Below are 1,887 nucleotides of genomic sequence, written 5' to 3'. Positions count from 1 at the left end.
CCGCCACCACCCCCGCTCCCCCGGGCCGGCCGCCCGCAAACCCCTCCCCCCCCACCCCCCACCCGGGGCCCGCCCAAACCACCGCGGCCGCGTTCGGCCTGCCCAGCGGTCCGTCGCTGCTGGGCGGTCCGAACTACGCCTGGGGCGGCTCGTGCGCCAATGCCACCGGCCTGTGCCTGAACCCGGTGCCCAACATCCCGACCCAGGTGACGCAGTACCTGACGCCCAACGGCGGCCGTGCCGACCCGAACGCGCTGTACAGCATCTGGGGCGGCGCCAACGACATCTTCGCCGCGCTGACGCTGGACCCGGCCAACGCCCAGGCCCGCACCGTCGCCGCCGCCACCGCCTACGTGCAGCAGATCGGTCGCCTGCAGGCGGCCGGCGCGCGCTACATCGTGGTGTACAACCTGCCCAACCTTGGCGCCACCCCGCAGTTCGGCTCCACGGCCAGCGCCGGTTCGGTGTCGCAGATCACGGTGGTCTACAACTCCGCGCTCAGCACCGGCCTGGGCTCGCTGGGCGAAGGCCTGATCTCGATCAACACCTTCGGCCTGATCAGCGAAATCACCTCCAACCCGGGCCTGTACGGCTTCACCAACGTCACGGGCCAGGCCTGCGGCGCCGGCTCGAGCTCGGTGGCCTGCGGTCCGGCCGGCTCCGGCCTGCCGTTCACCTACCCGACGGGCGCCAACAACACCTTCCTGTTCGCCGACGGCGTGCATCCCACCGGTGCCGCGCACGCGATTCTGGCCAACGTGGTGCTGTCCACCATCGCCGCGCCGGTGCAGGTTTCGTATGCCGGTGAAGGCGGCGTCCAGGTTGCCGAGAACCACAGCCGCGCCGTCAATGACGAACTGATGTCGGACTTCCAGCTCAATCTTGAAACCGGCAGCGTGCGCGGCTACGCCACGGCGCAGTACGGCCAGCAGGACTTCGACGACAACGCCGGCACCAACATCCTGGGCGGCGAAGCCGACGTGCTGACGCTCACCCTGGGCGCCAACCACCGCATCGCCGACAACGCGTACTGGGGTGTGGCGCTGTCGCTGGGCAACCACGACAACGACATCGCCAGTGCCAACCTCGACAGCCGCGCGGTGCTGGCGTCCATCGGCGGTGCGCTTCGCTTCGGCAGCGGCGGCTACGCCCACGGCTCCATCAGCGGCGGCTCCACCAGCGTGGACATCGAGCGCTACATCGAAATGGGCCCGACCACGCGCACCGAGGAAGGCTCCACCAACGCCCGCCAGCTGGGCGCGGAGTTCGGCCTGGGCTGGCTGTTCGGTTCGTCCGAGGGCATCCAGCACGGTCCGTTCGCCAGCGCGCATTGGATGAACCAGCAGATCGGCAACTTCGCCGAGGGCAGCGGCAGCGCGACCTCGATGAACTTCGCCGATTTCGACCGCGATTCGTTCATCACCCGCGCGGGCTACCAGCTGATGGGCAACATGGGTTCGGATGGCAACAGCATCCGTCCGTTCGCCCGCGTGGCCTGGAACGAGGAAGACAAGGACGGCCAGATCCAGGTCAACGCCGGTTCGAACACCATGCCGGGCCGCTTCACGCTCGGTGGCTTCACGCCGTCGAAGGATTGGATGACGGCCGAGCTGGGCGTGAACTTCGAGATGGGTGACAACATCACCGCGTTCGCCGCCTACACGGGCCGCTTCAGCGATGACCAGCAGGGCCGCGACGGCCTGAGCCTGGGCATGCGCGTCGCCTTCTAAGCCACCGCCTGCGCAACATCCAAAGGCCGCCCTCCGGGGCGGCCTTTTTTTTGCCTCTTCGCCCAAGTCCTGGGACGGCGCTTGGCGCCCGGTGCCCGGTGCTCGGCGCCCAGTGCACGGTGCCGTCGCCACCGCGGAAGCGAGGGTCACTTCCTGC

At 69.3% G+C, this 1,887-nt stretch carries 1 protein-coding gene; it reads left to right on the top strand.

Annotated elements, in window-relative coordinates:
• On the top strand, positions 1-1,730 hold a 1,730-nt coding region (locus K0M70_RS03595), incomplete at its 5' end, for an autotransporter domain-containing protein (RefSeq protein WP_290779404.1).
• Positions 1,731-1,887 lie beyond the last annotated feature (157 nt).

The sequence above is a fragment of the Arenimonas sp. genome (genome assembly GCF_019459675.1).
Classification (GTDB): Bacteria; Pseudomonadota; Gammaproteobacteria; order Xanthomonadales; family Xanthomonadaceae; genus Arenimonas.
This window is presented reverse-complemented; position numbering and strand designations above follow the sequence as displayed.